The organism is Psychrobacillus sp. (assembly GCF_032154225.1).
Taxonomy (GTDB): Bacteria; Bacillota; Bacilli; order Bacillales_A; family Planococcaceae; genus Psychrobacillus.
Genome location: NZ_JALDYF010000002.1, coordinates 109,942 through 131,476, shown reverse-complemented (window position 1 = coordinate 131,476; position 21,535 = coordinate 109,942). Strand labels below are relative to the sequence as shown.

The 21,535-nt window shown below is 36.3% G+C and carries 20 protein-coding genes, 1 pseudogene and 1 other annotated feature; of the genes and pseudogenes, 8 read left to right on the top strand and 13 right to left on the bottom strand.

Annotated features, from left to right (window positions below; genetic code table 11):
• Positions 1-46: 46 nt before the first annotated feature.
• The gene (locus RUH95_RS04485; protein WP_313891637.1) at positions 47-589 is read right to left on the bottom strand and encodes a ribonuclease FAU-1 family protein; all 543 of its coding nucleotides are present in this window, start codon (positions 587-589) and stop codon (positions 47-49) included.
• Between the two features lie 2 nt (positions 590-591).
• Entirely contained in the window at positions 592-1,032 is a 441-nt protein-coding gene (locus RUH95_RS04480; RefSeq protein WP_313891636.1) for an Lrp/AsnC family transcriptional regulator, read from the bottom strand.
• Positions 1,033-1,168: 136 nt separating this feature from the next.
• On the opposite strand from RUH95_RS04480, the gene RUH95_RS04475 reads away from it, so the two are divergent.
• Positions 1,169-1,750 carry a DJ-1/PfpI family protein gene (locus tag RUH95_RS04475; RefSeq protein ID WP_313891635.1) on the top strand — a complete coding sequence of 194 codons (582 nt, stop codon included), beginning with the start codon at positions 1,169-1,171 and terminating at the stop codon, positions 1,748-1,750.
• 52 nt (positions 1,751-1,802) lie between these two features.
• Here RUH95_RS04475 and RUH95_RS04470 read toward each other — a convergent pair whose 3' ends face one another.
• Positions 1,803-2,954 (bottom strand): MFS transporter, encoded by a 1,152-nt coding sequence (locus tag RUH95_RS04470; protein WP_313891634.1) that lies wholly within the window; start codon positions 2,952-2,954, stop codon positions 1,803-1,805.
• A gap of 261 nt (positions 2,955-3,215) precedes the next feature.
• Between RUH95_RS04470 and RUH95_RS04465 the strand changes: the two genes are divergently transcribed.
• Both RUH95_RS04465 and RUH95_RS04460 read left to right on the top strand, forming a co-directional pair.
• Positions 3,216-4,454: an MFS transporter gene (locus RUH95_RS04465; RefSeq protein WP_313891633.1), complete on the top strand. Its 1,239-nt coding sequence runs from the start codon at positions 3,216-3,218 to the stop codon at positions 4,452-4,454.
• Between the two features lie 147 nt (positions 4,455-4,601).
• Positions 4,602-4,871, top strand: a complete 270-nt coding sequence (locus RUH95_RS04460; RefSeq protein ID WP_313891632.1) for a ribosomal maturation YjgA family protein — start codon at positions 4,602-4,604, stop codon at positions 4,869-4,871.
• Between the two features lie 117 nt (positions 4,872-4,988).
• Here RUH95_RS04460 and RUH95_RS04455 read toward each other — a convergent pair.
• A pseudogene (locus RUH95_RS04455) lies at positions 4,989-5,333 on the bottom strand (group II intron reverse transcriptase/maturase); the annotation flags it as partial.
• A gap of 427 nt (positions 5,334-5,760) precedes the next feature.
• On the opposite strand from RUH95_RS04455, the gene RUH95_RS04450 reads away from it, so the two are divergent.
• On the top strand, positions 5,761-6,465 hold the full coding sequence (locus RUH95_RS04450) for a response regulator transcription factor (RefSeq protein WP_313891631.1): 705 nt from the start codon (positions 5,761-5,763) through the stop codon (positions 6,463-6,465).
• Entirely contained in the window at positions 6,465-7,853 is a 1,389-nt protein-coding gene (locus RUH95_RS04445) for a sensor histidine kinase (RefSeq protein WP_313891630.1), read from the top strand. Before RUH95_RS04450 ends, RUH95_RS04445 begins: the two co-directional genes overlap by 1 nt.
• 71 nt (positions 7,854-7,924) lie before the next feature.
• Here the strand turns inward: RUH95_RS04445 and RUH95_RS04440 are convergent, their stop codons facing one another.
• From RUH95_RS04440 to RUH95_RS04425, 4 genes are all read right to left on the bottom strand, one after another.
• Positions 7,925-8,290 carry a YxeA family protein gene (locus tag RUH95_RS04440; RefSeq protein ID WP_313891629.1) on the bottom strand — a complete coding sequence of 122 codons (366 nt, stop codon included), beginning with the start codon at positions 8,288-8,290 and terminating at the stop codon, positions 7,925-7,927.
• Between the two features lie 2 nt (positions 8,291-8,292).
• Positions 8,293-10,206: an FtsX-like permease family protein gene (locus RUH95_RS04435; RefSeq protein WP_313891628.1), complete on the bottom strand. Its 1,914-nt coding sequence runs from the start codon at positions 10,204-10,206 to the stop codon at positions 8,293-8,295.
• Positions 10,193-10,960, bottom strand: coding sequence for an ABC transporter ATP-binding protein (locus RUH95_RS04430; protein ID WP_313891627.1), 768 nt, complete (start codon positions 10,958-10,960; stop codon positions 10,193-10,195). The genes RUH95_RS04435 and RUH95_RS04430 overlap by 14 nt, the downstream gene beginning before the upstream one ends.
• Positions 10,961-11,146: 186 nt before the next feature.
• Complete coding sequence (locus tag RUH95_RS04425; RefSeq protein WP_313891626.1) at positions 11,147-12,283, bottom strand: VanZ family protein; 1,137 nt, start codon at positions 12,281-12,283, stop codon at positions 11,147-11,149.
• 184 nt (positions 12,284-12,467) lie between these two features.
• Here RUH95_RS04425 and RUH95_RS04420 point away from each other — a divergent pair, with 184 nt between their 5' ends.
• Positions 12,468-13,511, top strand: coding sequence for a DUF418 domain-containing protein (locus RUH95_RS04420; protein ID WP_313891625.1), 1,044 nt, complete (start codon positions 12,468-12,470; stop codon positions 13,509-13,511).
• 39 nt (positions 13,512-13,550) lie between these two features.
• Here the strand turns inward: RUH95_RS04420 and pheT are convergent, their stop codons facing one another.
• The 3 genes from pheT to RUH95_RS04405 all read right to left on the bottom strand — a co-directional run bounded on the left by pheT (position 13,551) and on the right by RUH95_RS04405 (position 18,143).
• Positions 13,551-15,962: a phenylalanine--tRNA ligase subunit beta gene (gene pheT, locus RUH95_RS04415; RefSeq protein WP_313891624.1), complete on the bottom strand. Its 2,412-nt coding sequence runs from the start codon at positions 15,960-15,962 to the stop codon at positions 13,551-13,553.
• A 12-nt stretch (positions 15,963-15,974) separates the two neighbouring features.
• Positions 15,975-17,012 carry a phenylalanine--tRNA ligase subunit alpha gene (pheS, locus tag RUH95_RS04410; protein ID WP_313891623.1) on the bottom strand — a complete coding sequence of 346 codons (1,038 nt, stop codon included), beginning with the start codon at positions 17,010-17,012 and terminating at the stop codon, positions 15,975-15,977.
• A gap of 80 nt (positions 17,013-17,092) precedes the next feature.
• Positions 17,093-17,325 (bottom strand) — a binding site (T-box leader).
• Between the two features lie 53 nt (positions 17,326-17,378).
• Complete coding sequence (locus RUH95_RS04405; protein ID WP_313891622.1) at positions 17,379-18,143, bottom strand: TrmH family RNA methyltransferase; 765 nt, start codon at positions 18,141-18,143, stop codon at positions 17,379-17,381.
• A gap of 92 nt (positions 18,144-18,235) precedes the next feature.
• Here RUH95_RS04405 and sspI point away from each other — a divergent pair, with 92 nt between their 5' ends.
• On the top strand, positions 18,236-18,445 hold the full coding sequence (sspI, locus tag RUH95_RS04400) for a small acid-soluble spore protein SspI (protein WP_313891621.1): 210 nt from the start codon (positions 18,236-18,238) through the stop codon (positions 18,443-18,445).
• A gap of 185 nt (positions 18,446-18,630) precedes the next feature.
• On the opposite strand, the gene argF is transcribed toward sspI, so the two are convergent.
• Together argF and RUH95_RS04390 are read right to left on the bottom strand one after the other, a co-directional pair.
• Complete coding sequence (gene argF, locus RUH95_RS04395) at positions 18,631-19,596, bottom strand: ornithine carbamoyltransferase (protein ID WP_313891620.1); 966 nt, start codon at positions 19,594-19,596, stop codon at positions 18,631-18,633.
• Positions 19,597-19,951: 355 nt separating this feature from the next.
• Positions 19,952-20,449: a hypothetical protein gene (locus tag RUH95_RS04390; RefSeq protein ID WP_313891619.1), complete on the bottom strand. Its 498-nt coding sequence runs from the start codon at positions 20,447-20,449 to the stop codon at positions 19,952-19,954.
• Positions 20,450-20,616: 167 nt separating this feature from the next.
• Between RUH95_RS04390 and RUH95_RS04385 the strand changes: the two genes are divergently transcribed.
• Positions 20,617-21,318 (top strand): DUF6973 domain-containing protein, encoded by a 702-nt coding sequence (locus RUH95_RS04385; RefSeq protein ID WP_313891618.1) that lies wholly within the window; start codon positions 20,617-20,619, stop codon positions 21,316-21,318.
• The last annotated feature ends 217 nt before the right edge of the window (positions 21,319-21,535 follow it).

Sequence of the window (21,535 nt, the reverse complement as noted above, 5' to 3'; positions counted from 1 at the left end):
ATAAACCCTTTAATTTTTCTACTTTTCTCATCTATGCCCTCCACCACTACCGAAGTTGTTCTTCTAAAGTTTTCTTATGAATCTGAGAAATTGGGAGTAACTTGAATGTTTTTTCCTTGATTAAATCAGTAATGCGATTTGCTTCATCCCAGGCTAAGTTATACATTGCTTTATCAATACTTCCATTTTCAAGAGCCTCTTCCAGTTCATCTTCATCTAACAAAATAATCTCTCCATTTGCTAGTACAACAATATCTAAAAACAAATCATCCAACCAAGGAACATTATGTTCAATTCCAATTTCATAGCAAATATCTATATACCACTGCACTATTTCTCCACTAGCATCAAACATTGACGTGACAGAATAGTTTTTTCCAATAGGATAATGTTGCAACCACATATAGCCGTTATCAACAATACAAATATTTTTCTCTCCGTAATTAACCCATAATGGCTCAGAAACTTGAACTAAATGTAAAAGTGTTATATGTCCAATAAATTCTCTTGATTCCATATAGGTTTGCGAATACTTTCGTTCAATAATTCTCTTCCATCCTGAACGATCCCCGTACTTTCTTTTTAGCACTTTTAAACCCCCTCTATTGAATAAGGTAAAACAACAGCTTTTTCATTGGACGATAAAACAATATTCGTTGATGGCGTGCCATACGGCATTGCTTTATCAATGAATTGTTCAAGTGTTTCTACAGAATATGTTGCGATTTTAGCGATGTAGCTAATTTCTCCAGCAACTCGGTAACATTCGAGCACATCAGGATGAGAATTACAAAAATGCGCTAAACTTTTACAATCGACAGATTTAAATAAAACCAATGCCACGATTGAACGATTTAATTTTTTTAAATTCACTTTCGCCTGATACCCCTCAATTGCACCTTGCTCTTCTAATTTCTTGACGCGTTCAATAACCGCTGGTGCAGATAAATGTACTGTTACTGCCAAATCCTTCATAGACATTTTTGCATTACTTTGTAATTGATGAAGTATTTCATAATCAATTCGATCCATATTATCCACCTTTTTTTATAAATAACATTACGCTATTTTCCTTTATTAATAAACAAAAATAATCATATTCCCTTTCTCATATTATGTTTTTACACACTTCTTTTTATTATGATAAGTACTAGAGGAGGCTTACAACATGACAAAAACATTATTATTACTAGCAAATGGCTTTGAGGCAGTTGAAGCAAGTGTATTTACGGATGTGTTAGGGTGGAATAAATGGGAAGGTGATGGTTCAACGGAGGTTGTCACAGTTGGATTACACCCACAGTTGCAATGTACTTGGAATTTTTCCGTAACGCCTGAAAAACTGCTACATGAAATAGTTCTAGAAGATTTTGATGCACTAGCTATACCTGGTGGGTTTGAAGAGGCTGGATTTTATGAGGATGCATATAGCGAATCATTTCAACAAGTGATTCGGCATTTTGATGCAAAACAGCAGCCTATTGCGACGATTTGTGTTGCTTCTTTAACACTTGCAAATAGTGGAATTTTAGCTAATCGCAATGCAACGACGTATAATCACCCAACGAGCAAACGTTTAAAACAATTACAGGATTTTGGTGCTAATGTTGTTAATGAACGTATTGTACGCGACCAACATATTGTTACATCTTCTAATCCAGGCACCGCTTTTGATGTTGCATTCCTTTTACTCGAAATGCTTACATCTAGAGAAAATACAGAGCATGTGAGAGATTTGATGGGATTTTAATGCATGAAGCCCCCAAAAGAGCATTCTTTGAGGGGCTTCTTATAATGGATTTTTATTCGCTTACCGCTCTTCTTCCATAAATTCGATAAAGCACAAGGCCAAAAATCAAGCCAGAAAACGACATTACTGAAATAGAAAAATAAAGAATCTGACCGCCAAATGCCCCATAAAGAGCTCCACCTATATACGACGCAAAAATGCCAGAAACACCAAAGAATAATAAGGCTAACACGGTCTGACCTGTTGCACGCCATTCCACTGGAACGATACGATACAGATACTGAATAGCAGCCGAATAAAAGATCGGGAAAGTAAGCATTTGCAAAACTTGCAAATAAGCGAGCATATGAGGATCTGTAATCCATGCCGCGAGAAAAAATCGGATGAAATAGAAACCAGCTGCAATCGAAATAATAATCAATTCTTTACCTTTACGTAACCACCAATAACTTAGCGCAAACACGACAATTTCACTACCTGCCGCTAAAAACCACGCTTGCCCTAGTAACTCTGCGCCTCCACCAAGTTCACGAATATATACCCCAAGAAATGTGTCATTCATTCGAGCAGGAACAGAACAAATAAAGACAAGTAATAGAAATAGAAGTGTCTCTTTATTGCGAAAGAAATGCTTCAGGCTACCTAAGGTGACGGGCTTTCCTGAAACTGGTGCATCAGGCATCTTCCAACAAACAACAAAGCTAACTACCCCAAGACCTGCAAAGAGGACCGCCAAACTATGTGCACCAAAATAGGACATGACATAACCAGTGAGCAACGAAACAACCGCGTAGCCCAAAGCACCATATGTGCGAATAGATCCGTAACTTATTTTCAACGATTCCGCTGTAGTAAAATTAAGACTTTCTGCAAGAGGATCAATTGGCATTAAAAAGAAATATAGCAACATGGCAAATAGTATGAGCTGAAAATAACTACTAGCGTCATACAATAAATAACCAATGACACTTGAACATAAAATTAATACTAAAAGTACTTTACGTATCGTTCTTGTTTTGTCACTAATCATTCCCCATAACGGCTGAGCAACTATGACAACAAAACCACCTGTACCCATTATAAAACCAATTTGCCCAGGTGTTAGGCCTTGTTCAGCAAAGTAGATTGGTAAGAATGGAATAAATATAGCAAGCATACCGAAATACAAAAAATTAAAGCTCTTTAATAAGTTTTGGGGTTTCATATGAATCTTTACCTCACACAATCTTTAGATTAGTTTTATAATACCACGATATTGTATCGTCGTCGTACTAAAATCCTGTATGATTTTTCTGTTCCCTGCGTCAGACACAACTTATAAATAATTCAGAATTGCGTCGAATTTGTTTGTACCACAGGGAGCTTATTGATTTGACTGAAAAAACAAAACTATATAAACTTAAGTCTATTCGTTCTCTAGCAATATCCGTATCTATCAAAAAATGCGAAGTTATTGGAGGAAAGCATGAAAATAAATACATATGAAAAACAGCAACAACTCTATAAACGAACACTAATCATTATTGTCTTGTCGCAAATTCTCGGAGGTGCGGGACTTGCAGCTGGTATTACAGTTGGTGCCCTTCTCGCTCAAGAGATGATTGGATCAGACAGCTTCGCAGGTGTTCCTGCTGCGATGTTTACATTTGGTTCTGCAGGAGCTGCTCTACTTGTAGGGCGACTTTCTCAACGTTTTGGTCGCCGAATCGGATTAACAACAGGTTTTTGGTTAGGTGGAATCGGCGCAATTGGAGTCGTCGTTGCGGCCATTACGAATAATATCTTTTTACTATTAGCATTTTTATTGATTTACGGTGCTGGAACTGCAACTAACTTACAAGCACGCTATGCAGGTACAGATTTAGCAAACAGCAAACAAAGGGCCACTGCTGTTAGTATCGCCATGGTATCGACAACTTTCGGTGCAGTAGCTGGACCTAATCTCATTGGTGTAATGGGAAGTTTCGCCACATCAATTGGCGTACCTGCACTCGCTGGACCATTCATTTTAGCGGCTGCGGCATTTATCCTTGCAGGACTTGTACTATTCATTTTCTTACGTCCCGACCCACTGATTATTGCCCAAGAGATTGCTGCGGCACAGGCAGAAAGTGATAAGAACCTTTCAAGCAGTGACACAGATAGCCCTGCCATCAACAAACGTGGAATTGCGGTCGGAGCTACTATCATGGTCATAACTCAAATTGTCATGGTCGGCATTATGACGATGACACCTATTCATATGAAACACTACGGACATGACTTAGATGCAATCGGACTAGTTATTAGCATCCATGTTAGTGCTATGTTCTTGCCATCCTTAATTACTGGAATCTTAGTGGATAAGTTGGGACGCACAACGATGGCTATTGCTGCAGGAGCTACACTACTTCTCTCCGGAGTCGTAGCAACCTTTGCACCCGGCGATTCTATGTTTTTCATGATTACAGCGCTAGCTCTTCTCGGACTCGGCTGGAACTTTGGTTTAATAAGTGGAACTGCACTTATCATCGATTCTACTACCCCGATGACACGAGCAAAGACGCAAGGGACTGTCGATGTCTCAATCGCTCTAGCTGGAGCTTCAGGAGGAGCTCTTTCAGGATTGGTTGTTGCACAAGCAAGCTATGCCACATTATCACTAGCTGGAGGCTTTCTCGCATTATTGCTAATTCCAGTCGTATATTGGTCTAGAAAGATTTAAAGCTCGGGCAAAAGGAGATAGTCATAATATGAGGATAACTTACTTTATTGTCGTTCTTGTCACCGTTTTTTAGAGCTTATCTCAAGAAAATATAGCCTTCTACTGCATGCAGTTATAGCGGAGAATATAGGCGATACACTTTGGGCTATGATGGTTTATTTCCGGTTTCGATTTTTATTCATTCGTAAGAATCCAGACATAGCTCTCTTGCTCAGTTTTTTATTTTGCTTCGGTATTGAATTTAGTCAGCTCTATCAGGAAGACTGGGCCAATCAAATTCGGGGGACAATGCTCGGGGCTTTAATTCTCGATAAAGGTTTTCTAATTGTGGATTTGATTCGATACACAATAGGAATTGTGATTGTAACCGTCTTCGATAAGGTGACACTTAGGTTTTTAAATCACCTTAATATCTAGGTACACAGTTTCTTTTTAACATTTTTTGTATTCAAAAAATACGTCCCAGAAAAATGGGACGAACGTGAGTCAATTCCTTATTCCGGCAGCTTGTTCAAACGTTTCATAAATATACTGTGCATTTCGATTTGGACGAAATCCATAACTAGCTTCAGAAAACGTAGCGTCATAGATTGGTGAAAGAATTTGTGCAATAACTTGTTGAATGAAACGATCGATTACGGTAGGTATTCCTAATAAACGCACACCGCCATCAGGTGTCGGGATTTCTACCCTACGGACAGGTTGTGGTTCATAAATCCCCTTAAGGAGTGCTATTTTCATAGCCTCCCATTCTTTATAGACATGAAATCTCAGGTCTTGAGAGGACATTCCGTCTACACAATGGCTCCCTTTATTCTTTTCCACTCTTTTTAAAGCAGTGATAAGATTTCCGCGTGACAAAATCTGTTCCATTAACATTCGTTATGTCCTCTTTCCGTGAACAACAACATTTCTTTTTATGCCAGTTCTGCTACACCTTCTTGAAGGCCGCAATGGAATTCACCATTTCTTCCATCAAGTATGCCTTATCGGTTATCTGTGTTCAGCGCAGTTAACTGAATGCCAAGATGTTGTTCTCTCTATTGTTCAGCCCTTCCCATCCTTCTCGAGTTGGTTGGTACTATGGCTTCTGCTGACTTCTGATTGTTCAGCAAATGATAGTAAATTTTTATATGTGTTTACAACTTCTTCACCTGTCAGTGTATGTTCTAGATTTAGATATATTAGTACGAGTGCATTGATAGGATTCCAGGCTCACATCTGGCACCCCAAATTATTTTTTCTAAGTAGGCAAAGTATTTAAGCTATACATGTACTATACTAAATGTAAAAAGGAGGAACCTTAATGAAGCAACCGCGGATATTAGTAGTCGATGATGAAGATGAACTTGCTAGTTTAATGACTGCTGTACTAAAAAAAGAAGGTTTATCACAGATAGAGACCGCTTCTACTTTGAAAGAAGGCTTAGAAAAATTTTTACAATGGGAGCCCGATTTGATACTTTTAGACATTATGCTTCCAGATGGTGAAGGATATGATTTGTGTAAGCAAGTTCGTGCAATTTCAAATGTGCCGATACTATTCATGTCTGCAAAAACAGAAGAAATCGATAAGCTTTTAGGTCTTGCAATTGGCGGTGACGATTATATAACCAAACCTTTCAGTCCTAAAGAAGTAGCTTATCGCGTTAAAGCCCAACTAAGACGAGCTGGCTACGCTGAAAAGAAAAATGTTCAATCAGTAGTAAAGGTCGGTCCTTTCCAGTTAAATGCAGACGAGACAGAAGTAAAGAAAAATGATAGTCTTTTGTCGTTAACAGCAAAGGAACTTGGGCTAATGCGCTGTTTTCTACATAATCCAAATCAAATTATTAGTAAGGAAACTCTTTTTCAGAGAGTGTGGGGAGAAGATTTTTTTGGCTCTGAAAATACAGTAATGGTCCATATTCGGCGACTACGCGAAAAAATGGAAGATGATCCCTCTAACCCTATATTTTTAACAACAATTAAAGGATTAGGCTACAAGCTTGTCCTCAAAAGGGACACCTGATGAAGTGGAAGCTAACATTACGTTTCCTGTTGTCAGTTGTTGCCATTGTTACTATTGTTATTTTTATCAATACAATCATTATAGTTAGCCTTTTTATACTTCAGAGAAACAACACTCTCCTCGGTTCTTCTGCTGCTTCTGAAGAAGATTTCACAAGAAGCTTTGAACAGTATGTTGAGATCACAAATGAAAAAATCTCTGTCAGTACTGAGGGAGTAGAGGCTTTGGAAAAACGAAAAGCATGGGTTCAATTTTTAGATGAAATGGGAAATGAAGTTGCAAGCTTCCGAACGCCAGAAAACCTAAAGGAGCACTACTCTCCTATCGATATTATTCAAATGTACAAATATAAAGAAGTAGATGGTGACACTACAGTATTTATCGGGCAAAAAGATTCTATAAGTTACTTCATTGGTATACAAGATCGAAATATTACGAAGTATATTATAAACTATCGTATCGACAATTTTCTCGAAATGCTCAACCTATTTGTTTTATTATTTTTCTTATTTGATTTGTTAATTGCCATTATCATAGGGCTTCTATTTAGCCGTAAATTGACAAAGCCCTTATATTTGCTTATAAATGATATCCAAAAACTAAGGCAACGAAAATTTAAAAAGGTGTCCATTCCAAATGGTATGTATAAAGAGGTTTTTCAAAATCTAAATGAGGTCTCCTTAACACTTGAGCAGCATGAACAGGATCGCAGAAGGCTCGATCAAATGCGCGAGGAATGGATTAGTAACGTGTCTCATGACATGAAAACTCCCCTTGCATCGATTCAAGGTTACGCAGAGCTTATGAAGGAAAGTATTAGTGAACTGACAGCGGAAGAAATGCAAGCATATACAACCATTATTGAAAAGAAAGCTATTTTTATGAAAGAGTTATTAGATGATTTAAATTTAACTACTCGATTGCAAAATCAACAATTATCTTTAAACATCCAGAAAACTAATTTAACAACCTTATTACGAGAAATGACTATTGATTTATTAAATGATCCGCAATTTAGTGTTAGGCACATCTCCTTTGAAGCAGATGATGAAATTATCGAGCATATGATAGATCAACAATTAATGAAACGTGCGCTACTAAACTTTATTTACAATGCCCTTGTACATAATGATATACACGTCGAAGTTTCTATTCGAATATACCATTCAGAACGGATCTATATTCTAATTCAAGATAATGGTAAAGGTATCAGGCAAGAGGACTTGTCACAAGTATTTGAACGCTATTACCGTGGTACAAATACGAATCATGTGTATGGAACAGGGCTTGGCATGGCCATTGCACGCGACATTATTACAGCACATAAGGGCGAGGTTTACTTGAAGAGTAAAGAAGATCAAGGTACGACTATAGAAATTAAATTATAATTTTAAGTAAAAAGGATTGTCCCATTCATCGATAAAATACGATCTGAGACAATCCTTTTTAGTGTTTCTCTTTATTTTCTTTCAAATTTTAATTGAGCTTTTTTCGGTATTTCTTCCCACATAACTTCTTGATAGGACTTTACATTTTTCTCATCGTTAACAAAGAGTTTTAAATAAGCATTTTTTCGGAGTTGTTTTATTGCTGTAAAATCTAATGTGTCAGTATTCCCCTCTTCATTGTAAGCATCCAATGTATATTCGTATTGTTCAAAAACTTCTCCTGTAGATACTTTATTTTTTGTCATTACACCATCATTAGTAATCTGTACATAATAATGATCTGTATTCAAACGATTAAAGTTAACAGTCGTGAGTAAAAAGAATGCACCACCTAGTAAAATGATTGTAACCAGTAAACCGATAATTAATTTTTTCATCATTATCCCTCATTCATATAATTTTGTTGGACGGTTCGATTAAACGAAAATACCGTCATAACATAGTAAACGCCATAGATTACGGTGTACGCGATTATCCATAAGGTAACTGGCTTTGTTAAGTCCATCGATAATAATTGAGAAAATGCGATTAAAGCAATCGCGCTATGCAAAATCCCAACTACTAATGGAGCCATAAAAATAGAAAATACTTGCGTTGCAATAGTTTTCAATATGTCTCTTTGACTAACACCAATTTTGTGTAATACTTTATATTTTTCTTTATCTTCCTCTGCTTCAGTTAAAACTTTGAAGTATATGATGCTACCTGTTGCAGCTAAAAAGACTAATCCTAAAAAGCTACCTATAAATAAAAGGGATCCGACAGATTCTATACTTGATTTAAAGTCTTTTGGTAAACTACTGAACAATACTTCAGCTGGTAATATCTCTTCAATTTGAGAAGAGATCTCTAATTGTTCTTTACTTTGTTTGAATCCATAAGCAACGAGCGTCATCACATTATCTACCTTTTGTAGCTGTTCAAACATTACTTCGCTGACAACAAGCGTTGGCCCAGAAACGCCGACATTCAGGACATTGTATGGTTTGAAGTTATTAATCGTTAGTTTTTCTCGACCATTTACAATAATATCCTTACCTGAATAATTTGGTGTAAAACGTTCATCGTATAAAGCATCTAATATAACAGTCTGCTTATTATCCAAGTCCAATTGGTCTGGACTATTCTGTAGCTTTGCAAGTTGATTAAAATGTTTATCCGACAAAACGGTATACATCATCTTCCTATCCGATCCTTCTATTTCCTCCGCTTCCACCGTAATTACAGTTAATTTCTCTTTATAAACATAATTTTCTTTCTCCAGTAATCCTTCTACCTCTTTCACCCATGCTTCGTCTGTTTCTTGATACATGAACGTATTCGGATCGCCTTTTTGAATGCTTGATTCTATATTGTAGTAAAGTCCATATACCGAACCACCGGCAGTAATCGTTGTTGCACTTAATATCGCAATGACTGTTAATGTTTTTGCGTTCCCACGAATACGATAAAGCAGCTGAGAAACCGTCATCACATTTAATCCTCTCCACAGCCATCGAACATTTTTCTTCATCCCTGCCAATAAAAAGACAGTTACACTATGGAATAACAAGTAGGATCCCAAGATGACCGCTCCAATAATAAGTAACGGTGCTATCAGCATACCTATTTTCCTCCACACCTCGGATGTAAATAAGTCTTGTAACGCTAACCAATAGGCAAAGCTAATTAGGCCCACTCCAACAATGACCATTAAAAAGGATGCTTTTGGAATACCTTCTCCTTTTTTGGCAGCATGAAACAAATCAATTAATTTGAATTGATAAATTAAACGATAACCTTGAAAAGATGTAATTAAAAATAAAGTTAAAAAGACAATTGTTGTGTCTATTGCCGCTTCAATTGAAAATGTAAATCTTGCAAACGTATCAAAGCCCATCATTTGAATTAAAATCGTCAAAAATATTTTTGATAATAAAAATCCAAGTACAATCCCAACAACTAGTGCGAAAAATCCTATTAAAAAGTTTTCAAAAAATAACATCCAACCAATTTGTTTTTTTCGAACTCCTAAAAGTGAATATAGTGCAACTTCTTTTTTACGCTTTCTCATAAAGAAGGAATTGGAATACGCAATGAAAATCGTAACAAAAAACAATAAAACAAATGCTGCTCCACTCATTAAAGCATCCAGCTTCAACGAAGAGCTTGATAACTCCTCCATCGTATCGTTATATTTCAACGTGACGAAGGTAAAATAAATAACAATACAGAAAACCATCGATGCCATATATAAAAAATACTGGGAGAAATTACGAAACATATTTTTTTTTGCCAAACTAAATAGTGTCATGTACACCACCTCCGAAAGAAGAGAGAATATTTAATATCTCCTGGAAGAATTGTTTTCTCGTCTTATTAGCCCTCCGTATTTCATGCGATAGCTCCCCATCGTTAATAAAAAGAATCCGCTGACAAAAGCTAGCGGCATATGAATCATGCGTTACCATCATAATTGTTGCTTCGTGCTGCTCGTTTAAAATACTTAAGGTTTCCAATAAGCTAGTTGCCGATTTCGAATCAAGTGCCCCAGTTGGTTCATCCGCTAAAACGAGCTTAGGATTCGCAATTAATGCTCGAGCCGCTGCTGTTCGTTGCTTTTGCCCTCCTGAAATTTGATATGGATATTGATTTATTAAAGGCTCAATTCCAAATAATGTAACCATTCTCTGCACACGTTGTTCAATTTCTGCTGAAGGTATTTTTGCAATAGCTAGTGGCAGCAGTATATTTTCTTTTACAGTTAAAGAGTCGAGTAAATGATAATCTTGGAATATAAAACCCAAATTATCCCTGCGAAATGTTGCGAGATCACTTTCTTTTAACTTATCTAACTGTTGATCGCTAACTTCAATTGTTCCTTTTGTAGGCATATCAATTGTTGCGAGCAAATTTAACAATGTTGACTTTCCAGCACCAGAAGGGCCCATAATACCGACAAATTCTCCTGCATATATATTAAATGAAATAGATTGCAACGCAGTAATTAAGTTGGATGATTTTCCATATATCTTGCTAACATTTGTTACTTTTAATAATGGTTCCATTATTGTTCACCTCTTCTATTGATATCTTGCTTGTTATTAACTATAAGAGGTCATCCTTACATTATTTTTGTGTAAACCTTACAAAATCCTTAAGAATAGCTCATCGTATTGTACCTAATAACCTGCCGTGTTTCTTGTCCAAAAAAAAACTGTAGAAAGAATTTCTTTCTACAGTTTCAAGTCCAATTATTTTTTCGTAGCATATACGTCTGCTACTTCGTCAAAATAGAATCTTCGCTTTCCTTTGCTTAACACTACTATTAGTATATGGATGATTAACATCAAAGTAATCCCAACCATAATCATAAATGAACCTAAACTAATAGACACTTTAAAAACATAATAAGGAGAGTCAATATCTAAATTTACTTTATTAAGAGTATCAAATACACTGTATACAAAATAGGTTACATATATTGCCACAAACCGCTTAAACATGCTTTTATTCTTTCTACCATTGCTTACAATTCGAAAACGCATAAATCGGGTGCCTATAGTATTACCACTCCAAATAGTAGGAAGAACAAAGAAGATGGCAAATAAGAGAACCGATTTATATAAAAATTCGAGGACTCCATTCGTTATAAACAAACCAAATGTAAATGACCAACTAACTTTGATAAGGAGGACGTCAACTAGTATGGCGAATAACTGTGTCAGTGGACGAGTTTCATCCAATGCTGCCAATTGAATGGCTTTCTGTTGGACACTTTGTTTTGATGGAAATATAGACAAGGCAATTGGTGCCAAGAAAAATCCTACAAGTGCCCCCGTACTATTTAAAAGCAAATCATCTACATCAAAAATGCGGTATGGACAATTATAAATACCATAAATTCCTGTCACCTGCGTGATTTCATAAAAAAGCGTTAAAGCAAAGCCATAAACAAAGGCTTTTTTCCAATACCGTTTCGATTGTAAGAAATAACGTAAGTAAACCCCAAACGGCAGCAATAATAAAAAGTTAAAGAGTGCCTGGAAAAAAGATGGTTGCTTCAAAATTAGTGCATAGGTGCTTGGTTGAGAAAATACTATACCGCTATTTTCAAATGTATTTTTTACAAACGTAAAAGGTACAAGTGAATAGTAAGCCGTATCCGGTGGCTGCATAGAACAAGTGTCGCGTGTGGCCGGAAGAGGAAGTAGTACAAGAAATAATGCAGATAAAAAATAAAAAATAAATGAAAAAGTAACAATCATTGTGGAAATAGTTAAATATCCATATTTACGATACGTGTAAATAAGCCATGGTACAAAAAGAAAAATTGCTAAAATTACGAAGACAATACTTGCACTTACAATTGGTGCTGTATATGTAACCATTTTGTCTACCCCCTTGTCCTATTGATAAAAATTAAGTTCTCTTATTCTACAGGATTAACTTCTAAAGGTCTGCCTTATTCAATAAACTTAAGGTTTTTGTAAGGTTGGTATTAATATAATGTAAGGTTTATGAAGTATTCTTAGCCTTATACAAATATTAATAAATCCTGAAAGGAGAAATATAATGAACCCATCGATTACACAAAAAGAAAGAATAATGTCATTGGATATTATCCGTGGATTTGCTCTTTTTGGCATACTACTTATTAATGTGGGAGCTTATCAAATTATAATAGAAGGGGGTCCCATGCCGGACTATAGTGGCATTAATGGAATCATTCATACATTCATAGAAATCTTTGTGCAAAAGAAATTTTTCTCTATTTTTTCTTTCCTTTTTGGAATAGGATTATACATTTTTGCTTCCAGAGCTGAAAGTCGCGGCGATAAACCTAAATGGCGAATGGGAAGACGTTTACTCGCTCTCTTGATTCTTGGAATCATTCATGTATTTATTTTTTGGGGGTCCATACTATTAGTATATTCTATCATCGGGTTACTTTTAATTCCTTTTTATAAAACAAATGTTTCAACTCTTAAAAAGTGGCTCGGTGGCATAACAACCATTTATTTAACTTCTCTTTTGCTAAAGATTTTTTTACCATCAATCGAAACTATCTACCCTTATATAAATTTCTTTTATAGTGATATGATACTAATCTTTATCATGTTTTTAGCTGGATTTTTAACTGCTAAGGCAAAATGGCTTTTACAGATTCATTCGTTGTCAAAAAAAATTAAATGGATACAGATGATTACATTACTCTTGTCCATAATTTTCTCTCTTTGGATTTGGAATGCTTCACAAAACGAGGGCAAGAACATAGATGAACTTATTGCATTAGGAGCAATACCTACAACGTTATTTTACTTATCAACATTTTTTATACTGTTAGAAAATAAGCGCATCGTGAAAATACTGAAACCAATTTCACTAGTAGGACAAATGGCGTTTACAAATTATGTTGCACAAAGCTTTATAGGAACGGCAATCATTTCAATTATGGGAATAGAAGTCGTTTCATCAAAAGACATTATTTATATCGCGCTCATGATTTATGGCATTCAGATAATTTTTAGTGTGGTCTGGTTCAAATTCTTTACTATGGGTCCATTAGAAAAAGTATGGAGATTTATGACATATGGAAAACAGAAGGTCAAACAATAACGAAAAAGCAACACCGTTTATAGGTGCTGCTACATTTCATTATCCTCTTAACTCTGCTCCTGCTTGTTCAGCAAGTGCTTTTAAAACTTTATTATGTGCATTTACTACTTCTTCGTCTACCAATGTACGTTCTGGATCGAAGTATGTTAGAGAGAATGCAACCGATTTTTTGCCTGGCTCCATTTTTTCTCCTTCGTACAAGTCAAACAGATGTACACCTTTTAACAATTTACCACCCGATAACTGAATGATTGCTTGTAGTTCGCCAGTAGCTTTTTCGCTGTCTACTACTAATGCAATATCACGAGTGATCGATGGGAATTTAGAAACAGGCGTATAATATAATGTTTCGACTTCTTTGTTTAATACGTTCGCAAGGTTTATCTCTACTACATATGTTTCTTTTAAATCACGCATCTTTTGCTCTGATGGGTGCAACTGACCGATAAGGCCGATTTCTACTCCAGCAAGCTTGATAGAAGCTGTGCGTCCCGGATGTAATCCATCTACTTCTGTGCGTTCAAAAGTAAGTTCTTTTGAAAGACCAAGTACATCCATTAACCCTTCAACAATTCCTTTTAATACAAAGAAATCTACTGCTTTATTTTCACCTTGCCAGCTATGATCTACCCATTTACCAGCAATTACAGCTGCCAAATGTTCTTGCTCATGAGGTAATCCTTCTTCCGTTTCACCTAAGAATACTGAACCTATCTCATATAGTGCTACTGTGTCTGCTTGGCGTGCAGTATTGTATGTTACTGCTTCCAGTAAATGAGGGATTAAGCTTTGACGAAGTGTGCTGCGTTCTTCACTCATCGGCATTAATAATTCCGTCACTGGAGCAGTTTCTAAAGCAAATTTTTGAGCCATTTCTTTAGAAGTTAAAGAATACGTGATAGCCTGATACAGACCAGCACCTTCTAAAAACGCACGTACTTGACGACGTTTCGCTTGGTAAGATGTTAATCCACCAGGTTTTGATTCGCCTACTGGCAACGTCATTGGAATTTCATCATATCCATACATACGAGCAATTTCTTCTACGATATCTTCTTCAATTTTAATATCTTGGCGACGAGTTGGTGCTTTAATATGCAACACACCATTTGCCGCTTCAAAATCAAATTTTAATCTCGTTAAAATCGAAGACATTTCTTCTAAAGAGATTTTCATTCCCAAACGATTGTTAATAAAGTCAGGAGATACAACTACTTCCGCAGGTGTTTTGTCTAATTCGTCTACGATAACAGAACCAGCTAATACTTCCCCACCTGCAAGCTCCGCAAGAAGACTTGCCGCACGTTCAGCTGCTAAAATAACACGATTCGGATCAACGCCTTTTTCAAAGCGAGCACTCGCATCACTGCGTAAGTTATGGTCTTTTGATGTTTGACGAACAAATCCAGCTGTAAAATAAGCAGACTCTAAAACGACTGTTGTTGTACCATCATGTACTTCTGAATTTGCTCCACCCATTACTCCAGCAAGAGCAACCGGCTCCGTACCATTTGTAATAACTAAATGATGCGCTTTTAATGTACGTTCTTGGTCATCAAGCGTAACAATTTTTTCTCCTTCATTTGCAAAGCGCACGACAATTTCTTTCGTTTCCAAACGGTCGTAGTCAAATGCATGAAGCGCTTGGCCGTATTCCATTAACACATAGTTTGTAATATCAACAACGTTATTATGTGGACGAACACCCGCTGCCATTAGGCGATGTTGCAACCATAGTGGCGACTCTTTAATTTGTACATTTTTAATCACTTTTGCAACATACATCGGATTTGCATTAAGCGCATCTACTCGTAAGCTTAAGTAATCAGAAGCTTTTTCACTGCTTTCTGTGTATGAAGCTTCTGGATACTTCATATCTTCTGAAAGAATTGCCCCTACTTCGTAAGCAACCCCAAGCATACTTAGAGCGTCTGAACGGTTTGGCGTTAAGCCTAGTTCTAAAATTGTATCATCAAGTCCAAGTAGTGGAATAGCGCTTTCTCCAGCTACTGCTGTTTCTGGAAGTACATAAATTCCTTCAGCATATGCCTTAGGAACAAGACGACCTTCGATACCTAATTCTTGTAGAGAACAAATCATTCCGTTCGATTCTTCTCCGCGAAGTTTTGCTTTTTTAATTTTTAAACCGCCTGGTAATACTGCTCCTGGACGAGCTACAATAACTTTTTGGCCTGCTGCAACGTTTGGAGCACCACAAATAATTTGTGTTACTTCTTCTCCTACGTCTACTTGGCAAATATTTAATTTGTCTGCTTCTGGATGTTTGACACATTCCTTCACATATCCAACAACTACATTTGTCATTCCATGAGAACGATCTATTACTGCATCGACTTCAATACCTGAACGAGTGATTTTTTCCCCTAACTCTTTCGGATCAAGCCCTTGTGTATTCACATATTCCGCTAACCATTTCGTCGAAACTAACATGTCATTTCCTCCTTACGCTTCTGTTCGGTGGAATTGCGATAAGAAACGCACATCATTTGTATAGAAATGACGAATATCTTCCACTCCATATTTCAACATTGCAATTCGCTCTGGACCCATACCAAAGGCAAAACCAGAAACTTTTTTCGAATCGTATCCTGACATTTCTAAAACGTTAGGATGAACCATTCCTGCACCTAAAATCTCAATCCAACCTGTTTTCTTACAGATGTTACAGCCTGATCCACCACATTTAAAGCAAGAAATATCCATTTCAACAGATGGCTCTGTAAAAGGGAAGAAGCTTGGACGTAAACGAATTTCACGATCGTCTCCAAACATCTTCTTCGCAAATAGAGATAGCGTTCCTTTTAAATCACTCATGCGAATGTTTTCTCCAATAACAAGTCCTTCGATTTGTGTGAATTGGTGTGAATGCGTCGCATCATCATTGTCACGGCGGTATACTTTACCTGGACAAATAATTTTAATCGGCTGTCCTTCTTTTGCTTCCATTGTTCGAGCTTGAACTGGAGAAGTCTGTGTACGAAGTAGCGTATCTTCAGATATATAGAAGGAATCTTGCATATCACGAGCTGGATGTCCTTTTGGTAAGTTTAATGCTTCGAAGTTGTAATAATCTTTTTCAACTTCAGGACCCTCTGCAATTTCATAACCCATGCTAATAAACAAATCTTCAATTTCCTCTACTACACGAGTAAGTGGGTGATGATTTCCCGTTTTCACCGGACGACCCGGCAATGTTACGTCGATTGATTCTTTCGCCAATTGTTCGCTAATTGCTTGATCTTGAAGTAGTGTCATACGAGTTTCTAGAACTTCCGTTACTTCTTCACGCACTACGTTTACTAATGCCCCCATTTTCGGACGTTCTTCGGCAGGTAATTTACCCATTCCTTTTAACAAATCCGTTATAGGTCCTTTTTTCCCTAAATATGCAACACGCACGTCATTAAGTTCTTTGACGTTTCCTGAAGCTGCAATTTTTTGTAATGCTTCTTCTTTCAACTGTTGAAGTTGTGCTTCCATGTTTAAAATCCTCCTTTTTAAAAATGCCCAAGGTGCTGAAGTTAGCCAAAATTTAGACAAAATAAAAACCCCGCCCCAATAAAAGGGACGAGGACTAATTTCGCGGTACCACCCTGATTACTGCACAAAAATCCGTGCAATCACTCAATTCGACTAACGGCTCTACACCGGCGCACCTTTACAGCAAATGCTGGTCCCGGTGGCAGCTAACGGGGTGAACTTCTATACGCATTCTCCATTTACACTTTCAGTCAAGGTGTAAAATCCCTTCATTCGAATCGTCATATATACTTTTCCCGATGACAGCTTTTATTTATGTAATTATATTTTATTATACTGAGTTTTTCGTATTACTTCAAGTTCCATTTATTTTAGTGATAAGCCGTACAAAAGAATTCCTGTTGCCACAGCCACATTTAGCGATTCAGCTTGTCCTACTAGTGGCACAATAATATTCTGATCCGTTTTTTGAAGAAGCTCTGGATGAATGCCACTTCCTTCATTTCCAACGATCAATGCAAATGAATCCCCTTTTTTCACTTCATTAAATGGAGTCGAGTTTTCAAAAGCTGTACCGAAAACAGGAACAGATCGTTCCTTTAAGTCGTCTACCCATCTATATAAATCACCTTTTACAACTGGTATATGAAAATGTGAACCTTGTGCAGATCGCAATGTCTTGGAGTTATATGCATCTGCAGAACCTTTTCCAAGTATAACTGCATCAATTCCTGCTGCATCTGCTGTTCGAATCATTGTGCCAATATTGCCCGGATCTTGTACGGCATCTATTAATAACAGACGGCTCCATTTCGTTTGCTCTACTTCATCCAACGTCTTTTGTTTACAATGTGCAAAAATTCCTTGTGTATGCTCGGTTTCTGCAAGTTCATTTTTAATCGCATCATTAATTTCCACTATTTCGATTTGATCTACATCCCAATTAGCAGGAATTTCACTGCTGTCACTTATCATAATCGTTAATACATTTTCTTTTTGCTTAATAGCTTCTTCAACCAAATGATAGCCTTCCATAATAAATTCGCCTGTTTTATCTCGTTCTTTGCGAACACTTAAAAGTTTTTTCCAATGCTTTACAAGAGAATTTTGGGATGATTCAATTCGTTTCATTTATATGTAACCGCCTTTTTTATTATTAGTGTAACAAATTCATGTATAGCTTGCGAGAGTTTGGGGAACATAATTGCGAGGAGTGATGAAAAATGGACTTTCAAATTAGAGAAGCAATTACCGCAAACATGGTTGGACACTCGGCATCGGAAATACGAGGTGTTGTGGAAGATGCGATTAAACGTGGAGAAGAGCATTTATTGCCAGGGCTCGGTGTTTTTTTTGAGAAATGGTGGAATATAACAAACGATGCAAATAGAGAAGCTGTCCTCAACGAATTATCAACTGCATTTGCAAAATAATAAAATCCGTGGAGGAGAATTCCTTCTTCACGGATTTTATTTATGTAATAAAGAGTGATTCAGCGTCTCCCGAATCACTCTTCCTATGTAGCGATGAAGCCATCCATCTTGACAATCGACATCGCGTATATTTACCTAACCGCAAGATAAACCCTATCTTTACAGCTAGTTGTTCAATTGATTGATTATGCCATCAAAGAAGCAAGTACTGCTTTTTGGGCATGCAAACGATTTTCTGCTTGTTGGAAAATATAAGAATTTGGTCCGTCAATTACTGAAGTAGCAACCTCTTCTTCACGATGTGCGGGTAAGCAATGTAAAAACATATAATCTGATTTCGCATTTGCGACCAACGCATCGTTAATTTGAAAATTTTTAAAATCTGCCAATCGTTTTTCCGCTTCCTCTTCTTGCCCCATAGAAGTCCAAACATCCGTATAAATAACATCCGCATTCACAGCTGCTTCAATTGGATCATTCGACACAAATAAAGACCCGCCATTTTGAAGTGCAATTTCTTTCGCTTTTTGTATAATTTCAGTATCTGCTTCGTACCCTTCTGGAGTAGCAACTGCTATATGCATACCCATGTATGCAGCAGCGACAACTAATGAATGCGCAACATTGTTTCCGTCCCCAATATAAGCAATTTTCAAGCCTTGTGTATATCCTTTTACTTCATGCACAGTCAATATGTCTGCCAATGCTTGGCACGGATGATAAATATCAGTTAGCCCATTAATGACTGGAATACTCGCATGCTCCGCTAACTCCTTGACCATTTCATGTGAATTCGCACGAATCATTATGCCATCTAAATAACCAGACAATACATGCCCTGTATCGTATACAGATTCACCACGGCCGATTTGAAGGTCACGTGCATTCATAAACATACCGTTTCCTCCAAGTTGTTTCATACCAACCTCAAACGAAATTCTAGTACGTGTCGAATGCTTTTCAAAAATCATCCCTAATGTTTTCCCTTCCAATAAAGGCGGGCACTTCCCTGCTTTCGTTAGTGTTTTCAAATCTACCGCAAGCTGAATTAATTCTTCCACTTCTTCTTTTGTATAATCAAGAAGAGTTAATAAATCTTTGCCTTTTATGCTATCTACAACCTTTAAGTTCACCCATTCAAGTAATTTCATTAATAAAAACTCCTTTTTACGTATATTTATGTAACCCTAATTATAAACATGAATAATTATAAAGTCAAATGAATTGTTATACATAATTACACATAAAAAAACGTCTAGAAAAACGTGGATTTACGCTTTTCTAGACGTTTGAAGCTTATTCATTCAGTGCAGTGCAGTGCAGTGCAATCCAATTGTTATTCGTTGTATAACGTTATTCATGAAAATTACATTAATTACAAAAAATGTCTATCGAATTAACTTACAATTTGATAGACATTTCAATTTTCACCAGATGCTTTAGAATGCTATAACGATGATATTCAAAAGCTTTTATTAAGCACTCATTAAATAACCTTTATAAGATTTAAAATGACCTCGCACCATCAAATCCCTTTATATTATACTTTACATTTCCATCGCTATCTATTTGCTCAATATCAATTATAACAACTATTTTATCTGGTTGAGGAGGAGTAAAGTATATCAAATTCTCATTTACTTCAAAATCACTTAAAAGCTTATAGTTCATGTAAATACTAGTATCTCTTGTTTCACTTTTTAATTCTTTAGCTTTTTTTATTTTTATAGTAGAGGTATCTCCTGGGATTAAATTTTCTATAATGTCTATTTCTTTATAATGTGGATCTTCCGCAAAACCGTATGAAAAATTTAGGCTTTCTATATTACTTCCACTTAAATTATTTACCACTATTGTAATGCCTTCTTCATAACCTTTATACTCATCAGGCTCCTGTAAGAAAGACAAGGCTAATATCAGTAAAAGAGCGAGCCCTAACACACTAAATAGAACTATTTTGTTCTTTATTTCTTCAACCTCCCTTAAACATACTATTATCGTCATAATATTTTTATTTGTAAAATTATAACACGTTATGTATATTAACACCAAGTGTAATTTTCATTAAATTCCAAATATTATATTTAAATATGATATTTTAAGTGATATTGTGAATTTAGGTAGATTAAGGAATTATTTTACCAAAAAATAGAATGGAGAGTGATCGTAGAATGAAAAAGCTAACTGTTTTAGTAGCGTTCTTTTTCTCAGTCCTTATGTTCAATGGTGCAAGTTATGCTAAAGCAAATGAAGGTGCAGAACCTTTAATAACAGACTCAGTATTAGAATCTTTAACTTACAAAGACTTTGTTAAGGCTGATGCAATACTTTCTGAAATTGAGGGTTTTTCAGAATTAAGTGAGGAAGAAAAGAACAAGCAAGCGTCTTTAGTATTAACTGAAATTGCTGAAAGCAAGATTGATTCACATGATTCTGGTTTACCAACCGGTCCAAATTTGAATAGTAAGGAAATAGAATTAGCGCGGCAATATCCTTATAATGCCGTGCTTGCATTTGCTGCTTCAGAGCTTGCTACAGCTAGGACTGCATACTTTTTTGCTAATCCAGTTGCAGACAATGGTAATGCGAATGCATTTAAACATGCAAGTTGGAATGCATTCATGAGTAAAAAATTTGGAACAGTAATGGCCAAACAGTGGGGAGATGCTCATGAGAATATTACCAGCGGTATAGAAAGAGATATGGATTTGTATAATAACGAGTATGGTCGAAATGAATACCTTCGCGGCACTATACTTGATTCTGAAGCAGAGATAGAAACAAGAATTTTGCAAAAAATAGCAAATGGAAACTTAATAAGAATAATTAATAATCAACTACGAAATACTGATGTTACAGGAAGAATTAGATAACTTCTAGAAGTGAGAAAAAGACTGATATATTGAAGTGACCCCTAAAAGTTAAACACTGTTATTTGATTAGGCAGCTTGGTAAAAATGAGTTCGTTACCGCACCGAACTCATTTTTAATTTTGCCTTCATCCATTTCACCATTAGAATTAATAAATGTTTTTTCTTTCAAGTTCTTTTCTACTAATGTTAATATCTAATTTTTATTCGGAAATTTTAG

Bases quoted from the DNA above. Each gene is read 5' to 3' on its own strand.
- RUH95_RS04480 (WP_313891636.1), bottom strand. From the start codon at position 1,032: ATGGATCGAATTGATTATGAAATACTTCATCAATTACAAAGTAATGCA.
- RUH95_RS04475 (WP_313891635.1), top strand. From the start codon at position 1,169: ATGACAAAAACATTATTATTACTAGCAAATGGCTTTGAGGCAGTTGAA.
- RUH95_RS04470 (WP_313891634.1), bottom strand. From the start codon at position 2,954: ATGAAACCCCAAAACTTATTAAAGAGCTTTAATTTTTTGTATTTCGGT.
- RUH95_RS04465 (WP_313891633.1), top strand. From the start codon at position 3,216: ATGAAAATAAATACATATGAAAAACAGCAACAACTCTATAAACGAACA.
- RUH95_RS04460 (WP_313891632.1), top strand. From the start codon at position 4,602: ATGATGGTTTATTTCCGGTTTCGATTTTTATTCATTCGTAAGAATCCA.
- RUH95_RS04450 (WP_313891631.1), top strand. From the start codon at position 5,761: ATGAAGCAACCGCGGATATTAGTAGTCGATGATGAAGATGAACTTGCT.
- RUH95_RS04445 (WP_313891630.1), top strand. From the start codon at position 6,465: ATGAAGTGGAAGCTAACATTACGTTTCCTGTTGTCAGTTGTTGCCATT.
- RUH95_RS04440 (WP_313891629.1), bottom strand. From the start codon at position 8,290: ATGAAAAAATTAATTATCGGTTTACTGGTTACAATCATTTTACTAGGT.
- RUH95_RS04435 (WP_313891628.1), bottom strand. From the start codon at position 10,206: ATGACACTATTTAGTTTGGCAAAAAAAAATATGTTTCGTAATTTCTCC.
- RUH95_RS04430 (WP_313891627.1), bottom strand. From the start codon at position 10,960: ATGGAACCATTATTAAAAGTAACAAATGTTAGCAAGATATATGGAAAA.
- RUH95_RS04425 (WP_313891626.1), bottom strand. From the start codon at position 12,283: ATGGTTACATATACAGCACCAATTGTAAGTGCAAGTATTGTCTTCGTA.
- RUH95_RS04420 (WP_313891625.1), top strand. From the start codon at position 12,468: ATGAACCCATCGATTACACAAAAAGAAAGAATAATGTCATTGGATATT.
- pheT (WP_313891624.1), bottom strand. From the start codon at position 15,962: ATGTTAGTTTCGACGAAATGGTTAGCGGAATATGTGAATACACAAGGG.
- pheS (WP_313891623.1), bottom strand. From the start codon at position 17,012: ATGGAAGCACAACTTCAACAGTTGAAAGAAGAAGCATTACAAAAAATT.
- RUH95_RS04405 (WP_313891622.1), bottom strand. From the start codon at position 18,143: ATGAAACGAATTGAATCATCCCAAAATTCTCTTGTAAAGCATTGGAAA.
- sspI (WP_313891621.1), top strand. From the start codon at position 18,236: ATGGACTTTCAAATTAGAGAAGCAATTACCGCAAACATGGTTGGACAC.
- argF (WP_313891620.1), bottom strand. From the start codon at position 19,596: ATGAAATTACTTGAATGGGTGAACTTAAAGGTTGTAGATAGCATAAAA.
- RUH95_RS04390 (WP_313891619.1), bottom strand. From the start codon at position 20,449: ATGACGATAATAGTATGTTTAAGGGAGGTTGAAGAAATAAAGAACAAA.
- RUH95_RS04385 (WP_313891618.1), top strand. From the start codon at position 20,617: ATGAAAAAGCTAACTGTTTTAGTAGCGTTCTTTTTCTCAGTCCTTATG.